This is a genomic window from Streptomyces sp. W16 (assembly GCF_033194735.1).
Classification (GTDB): Bacteria; Actinomycetota; Actinomycetes; order Streptomycetales; family Streptomycetaceae; genus Streptomyces.
Genome location: NZ_JAWOAI010000576.1, coordinates 1 through 5,765, shown reverse-complemented (window position 1 = coordinate 5,765; position 5,765 = coordinate 1). Strand labels below are relative to the sequence as shown.

The 5,765-nt window shown below is 62.5% G+C and carries 5 protein-coding genes; 4 read left to right on the top strand and 1 reads right to left on the bottom strand.

All coding sequences use genetic code 11. The features are described from left to right. The 3 genes from R6V09_RS44205 to R6V09_RS44195 all read left to right on the top strand — a co-directional run. The coding region (locus tag R6V09_RS44205) for an aminotransferase-like domain-containing protein (RefSeq protein WP_317887133.1) at nucleotides 1–922 on the top strand (922 nt) is incomplete at its 5' end. 659 nt (nucleotides 923–1,581) lie between these two features. Next, on the top strand, nucleotides 1,582–2,373 hold the full coding sequence (locus R6V09_RS44200; protein ID WP_317887132.1) for a hypothetical protein: 792 nt from the start codon (nucleotides 1,582–1,584) through the stop codon (nucleotides 2,371–2,373). Continuing rightward, nucleotides 2,366–3,337 carry a hypothetical protein gene (locus tag R6V09_RS44195; protein WP_317887131.1) on the top strand — a complete coding sequence of 324 codons (972 nt, stop codon included), beginning with the start codon at nucleotides 2,366–2,368 and terminating at the stop codon, nucleotides 3,335–3,337. Before R6V09_RS44200 ends, R6V09_RS44195 begins: the two co-directional genes overlap by 8 nt. A 25-nt stretch (nucleotides 3,338–3,362) precedes the next feature. On the opposite strand, the gene R6V09_RS44190 is transcribed toward R6V09_RS44195, so the two are convergent. Next, nucleotides 3,363–4,730, bottom strand: coding sequence for a hypothetical protein (locus R6V09_RS44190; RefSeq protein WP_317887130.1), 1,368 nt, complete (start codon nucleotides 4,728–4,730; stop codon nucleotides 3,363–3,365). 298 nt (nucleotides 4,731–5,028) lie between these two features. On the opposite strand from R6V09_RS44190, the gene R6V09_RS44185 reads away from it, so the two are divergent. After that, nucleotides 5,029–5,765 (top strand): eCIS core domain-containing protein (locus tag R6V09_RS44185; protein WP_317887129.1); only part of this gene is annotated, 737 nt, incomplete at its 3' end.

Genomic DNA, 5,765 nt, shown 5'->3' with positions numbered 1-5,765 from the left:
CGGCGGCTGGCGCCCGGACCCGGCGCGGATCCTCTTCGCGGGCAACGGGCGGCAGGCGATCTCGGCCGTCGTCACCGCCCTGGTGCCGCCGGGTGCCCGGCTCGGTGTCGAGGAGTTGACCTACCCGGTCATCAAGGCCGTCGCCGCCCGGCTCGGAATCACCCTCGTCCCGCTGGCCATGGACGACGCCGGACTCGTCCCGGAAGCCGTCGAGGAGGCGCACGCCGCCGCCCCGCTGCACGCCGTCTACGTCCAGCCGAGGCTGCACAACCCACTCTCACTCACCATGCCCGCCCAGCGCGTCGAGCGGCTGGCAGAGGTACTGCTCGGGCTGGGGATCCCCGCGATCGAGGACACCATCTGGGCCTTCCTCCGCGACGAACTGCCGCCCCTCGCCGCGTACGCCCCCGAACTGACGGTCCTGATCGACAGCCTGTCCAAGCGCGTCGCCCCCGGCCTGACCCTCGGGTTCGCGGTGGCACCCGGCGCCCTGGCGGGCGAGATCGTCTCCGCCCTGCGCTCCGGCGGCTGCACCCCGGGGCGGTTCGCCCTGGAGGTGGCCCACCGCTGGCAGCAGGACGGCACGGTGAAGGCGCTGGTGGCGGCCAAACAGAAGGAAGCGGCCGTACGACAGGGAATCTCGGCCCGGCAGCTCGCCGGGTTCGCCGTGCGGAGCGATCCCCGCTCCTTCCACTGCTGGTGGCAACTGCCCCGCCCCTGGCGCGCGGACACCTTCGTCGCGGCGGCCTCGCGGCACGGCATCGGGGTGGTACCGGCCGCCGCGTTCACCGTCGGCAGCAACCACTCCCCCAACGCCGTCCGCCTGGGCCTCGCCACCCCTGAACCGGACACCCTCTCCCAGGCACTCGGCACCCTCGCCGAACTCGCCCGCTCCACACCGGAGGACCTCGTCACGGACTGAGGTCGGCCGACTTCGCGAGTTCGGCTCAACTGCAATGCGTCAGTCACCCAGAGTTCCGGTAAAGTGGCCCTGCGTGAAGTCAGCCGGCGCTGCTCAACCCTATTTTCCCGTTCCATCCGCGCAGCACCATGAGTCACTCGATCATCATCGATGACGGGCCCTGCATGAGGGCGAGTCATCTTTTGGAACATCGCAGCGCATATAGCCATGCTACCGAATTTAAGGTATTTAACCATCCTTATCGGTACACGATCTCCATTTGATGGTGGTGCAGCCATTTGACAATCAAGCAGGTACCGCAGAGGCACGTTCCGATCATCGCGGAGCACGACACGTGGATAAGCGTGGACCCGATAATCGGCTGCCCTGCAAATTGCTCGTACTGCTACCTTGGACCGATCGGATTGAAGGCGAGGAAGCCCAGGCCACGAGTCAACCCAGAGGAGGCTGTGAACATGTTATGCAGGTACCTTGAGGAAACGCGTGGAGATATGGCCGGACACCTGGATTCCACACCGATCTGCCTGGGTAACTATACGGATATGCTACTCACCTCAGAGAACCGTGAGTATTTTCGATTATTCGCGCACGAACTTGCATGTGTACGTCCGGCTCGGCCGCTCGTCGTGGTATCCAAGGGCCGCATGCCCCGATCCCTCATGGCGGATCTCGACAGCCTTGGCATTGACATCGTGATCTTCTGTTCGCAGTCCTTCCATCGCACGACACTGGCACAGCGAACCGAGAAAGGCCCCGTCCTCAGCCCGGCGGAGACTTTCAGCGCCGGGGAAAGCTGCCGTGACAGCAAGAACATCACGATGGTCCACTATTGGCGACCCATCACTCGGAAGTCCGTGCCGTCCAGGAACTGGGCGGTGCATACGATCCAAAGGCTCAAGGACTCAGGGTACCGCTGCTCGGTTGCCATCGGCTTGTCCATCGGAGCAGGAATTGCTCAGCATGACCTCATCGAGACGGGGTTATTAGCAGCTCGGTCCGACACATGCGACGAAATGTGGGACGACGAGGTCTGGCAGGACATCAATTCCGCGGCAGCGACGGTCGGGTACCCGGTCTACCGCAGCACTTCATGCGCAATTGCACTGGCTACCGGAAAAGCTGAAGCTCTCGGTGTGTGGGACAGCCGGCGGGGTGCCGCCAAGCAGTGCCTGCCGTGCAATTGTCCAAAATCTCAGCGAGCCGTTTGCCAGTCGCGGACTCTTCAGTCGACATCACTGGAGGAGCCGCTGGAATGGATCGCCAGTCAATTGGGCCAGGATGTTTCTCGCTTCGAGGTGCTTCCCGGAAAGCGTGTCCGAGTGCCCGGTGAAGTACAGCAATCAATGATCAGTCTTACGCTTCACAAATATCAGATCGAACTGCTACCAGAATCGATTTCAGCTGAGCGCGCCTGGCTTGGCCGTTTCGGCAGAGGAGGCGACAATGAATAACACTGGAACGATGGTGTCCGAGCTTCTCCCATCCTGGCTGACCGATGCCGCAAACCGCCTGCGCGGCATCACCGGGTTCGTGACGGTCCATCCCAACGGTGGCGATCCACGAACGCTCGCCTTCTCTCGCTACGAGCACGTCACCAGGGTCACTTCGCTGGCACTGTCCTTGAGTGAAGACCGAAGGCTCCCCCGAGAGGAGGTGTTGCTTCTCTCGTGGCTGCACGACATTAACCGTTGGCCATTTTCCCATAATTCAGAGAGAGGAAATTTTGATCACGCCGACGACATTGAGCGTTTCGTTGCGGGCAGGTTGCCGACGACAGCAGTGAGGCAGGCCGTCGGTATCGCGCGCAAAGATGTCACCGGTCTCCATCAGACAGCCCGCGCCGTGCTCCTTTCCGACATCGCTACCGGTCTCCTTGAGGACACGCTGTTCACGATCACCGGTTTGAACCTCTCCCCTTCCGAGCTTCCGAACGATGCCCTCGATCTGCTTCGGCTACCTGTTGGGGACTATTCGTTTCTGGAAGAACTCCAACACCTCTACACACTGCTCAACCAAGAGAAGGATGTGTCACGGTACACCCGTGATTTCAACTCGCTGGTTTTCAGGTCGACAAGGAAGTTTCTCACCGATCACGGTTTCCTGAACGCCGACCCGCTTGAGAGCGAAAGGTTCCGGGAGATTCAGTCGTCGCTGCGTTCCGACTACTTGGAGCAGAAAATCTTTCCGCTGAACAACGAGAAGGTCTGCCACGGCTCGATGATCCGCAGGGCCATCGTGGATCCTGTCATCAGTCGTATCGGAGTGGAAGCAGCCGCTCTGCTGACCCGGTGGACCGAAGTCGACATGGTGGCTTATGCACTGCGCGAGCATTTGGCCACCGAAGAGACGATGGCAGCACTTGCACCAACCCTTGACTATGTTCAGAGGTTCGAGCCGAACCGCTGTTTCATGTGAATGACGCAGGGAACTCTTCAGGTTGTCAGTGGCTCGCACGGCGCCAAGCGCTCAGATATTCTTGGTAAATAAATTTCTGCGCATGATTGCCGCGGAAAGAGTAGCGCTTCAGGGTTGTTCGGGCACCGATCCAGAGGCCTTCCACTCTTGGAATTCCGGGTAGCGTGGCAGCGACCGAAGAAACGCCCTCTGCGAGTTGTTGCTCCAGCGGGGTAATCTCGGCCGTGCTCAGTCCAAGACGTTCGTTGAGTTGCCGAGTTATATCGTCAATGCCACGCTCGAATCGAAGAGCGTCTTCCTCGGTCCTGATATCGCGAACGAGGTTCCGCAGAGTTCCAGCCTGCCTCCGGTAGCTCATGATGCGATCGCAGACCAGATCGATCCAGTCCCGTTGAGGGCGAACACCTGCCTCTTCGTTGTTCCACAGCCGCCCTCCTACCAGGGGCAGTTCAAGACGCAGCAACTCAAGGTGCCGTGCCAGCGAAGAGCCCGCACGTTCCCCGAGTCCTTCATGAATGCCGCGAATTGACTTTATGACGTCTACCGCCGTCTCCTCGTCCATCTCATCGGACAAGATCTGGCTGGTGACGGCGAAGTCCCGCCGAAGGCCATGAGGTTGATAGGCGTGGCCGGTGACGGTCGCTCGCGCCTGGTAGCGGAGAGATCTCGCAAGTGCCGCGATGAGATTGGAGGGCTCCACGCTTTCAGGCATCAAGGGACGAAAAAGCTCGCCAATGGCGAAGGACGTCGCACGAGCCCATTCGCCCAGGCGGTCCGGTTCGATCCCGTCCGCCGTCGGCACACGGACCAAGTGATGCGGAATCTGGCTCTGATGGAAGTCATTCCACTGCAGAATCCGCCGCCGAAGTCCGGCGTTACCCGATGCTTCCGCTTCCCGGTCGCAGGCATCCATTGAATGCAGAAAAGACAGCAACGCATCCACGCCCCGGGTCTGCAGCGTCCTCAGCACTTCCGATTCCGCACTGTCGAGACGTTGCACCGCATCAGGAAGAATCTGCACCGGTGCAACGAGGCCGAGCTCAAAAAGGCGCCGCAGCAGATACGGCTCCTCACCGAACTGCTCTGCAGTTGGACTGAGATGGATTGGGTGAATTACCCGTACCGCCGGCTGGAGAATCAGTGACTGAACGAGCTCGACATAGGACTGGCGCGCAAATGGATCCCTGCTTCGCTCACCGCGATTCTGTGCAGTGATAAATTCCTGCGCACTAATAAAGGTGGAGTTGTCAAGCGCAATGGGAGGCACGGTCACATCGCAAATTCTACCGTCAGGAATCTTGATGCGCCAGTACGCTGCCGAGTATGACGCCGTGCCGTGATACGAATCTTGAAAGTGACGTTTCAGCACGCACGCAACGGGTAGCGCGATCATACCTTGGTGATCGCACATCGCGGTAGAGATCGCCGGTTGTGGCGGTTGTGGAAGGCGGGATAATTTCAGCCCACATGGCCAATTCAAAGCCGGAGAATTGGATCGTGATGTGTTCTCTTCCTGTCATGTGGGGCGCCAGTTCCGAGTGGTTTCGTCGGTACGCCGGCGGGCGTCGCAAGGTCACACACGCCCACGACGCCGGTAAGTCTGCCCCCGGTTCTGCCCCTGCGGACTTCCCTCCACCCGGTGTCCGTCCGGTAAGAGGGAAGGGCACCCGTCGAGCGAAGGGGAACCGCGTATGCGCATCCAGGGAGAGAACCACTCGGGCGCCGACCGGGCAGCCGCACGCCCCGCGTCCCGGCCGACCGCCGCCCTGCCTCCGCTCGCCGCTCTCCAACGGGCCGCAGGGAACGCCGCGGTGACCCTCGCGATCCAGCGGTCACGGGACGAGCAGCGCGCCGAAGGACAGCACGGCGAGCCCGATGTGATGGACAGTGCGCCCCAGGGCCACGTCACCGAAGCGGCCGTGCCCGTTCGGCGGCGGTCGTCCGTCACAGATGCCGTCGGCTCCCCCGGCCGCCCCCTGGAACCCCGCATCCTCCAACGTGCCGAGCAGGCCTACCGCATGGGCTTCGGTCACGTACGCGTGCACAGCGGCCCGGTCGCCCAGCGCTCGGCCGAGGAACTCGGCGCCCTTGCCTACACCACCGGTTCGCACATCGTGCTCGGCGGCGGCCGGGTCGACGACGAGGTGATGTACGAAGAGGTCGACCACGTACGTCAGCAGGCTCTGGGGCCCGTGCCCGGCACCCTCAACGGCACGGGCGAGAAGGTCTCCCACCCCGACGACCCGTTCGAGCGGAGCGCCGGCGCCAACGGCCGGAAGCTGGCCCGGGGCGCCGCCCCCGATCTCGCCCTGCCCGGAGCCGCCGTACCGGCCGGGGCGGTGCAGCGCCGCGTGGGGGCGGGTGTGGGTGCAGAAGGGCATGTCGACTCGGACGTCTCCGTCCAGCGGGCGGACCGGCCCGGCCCGTC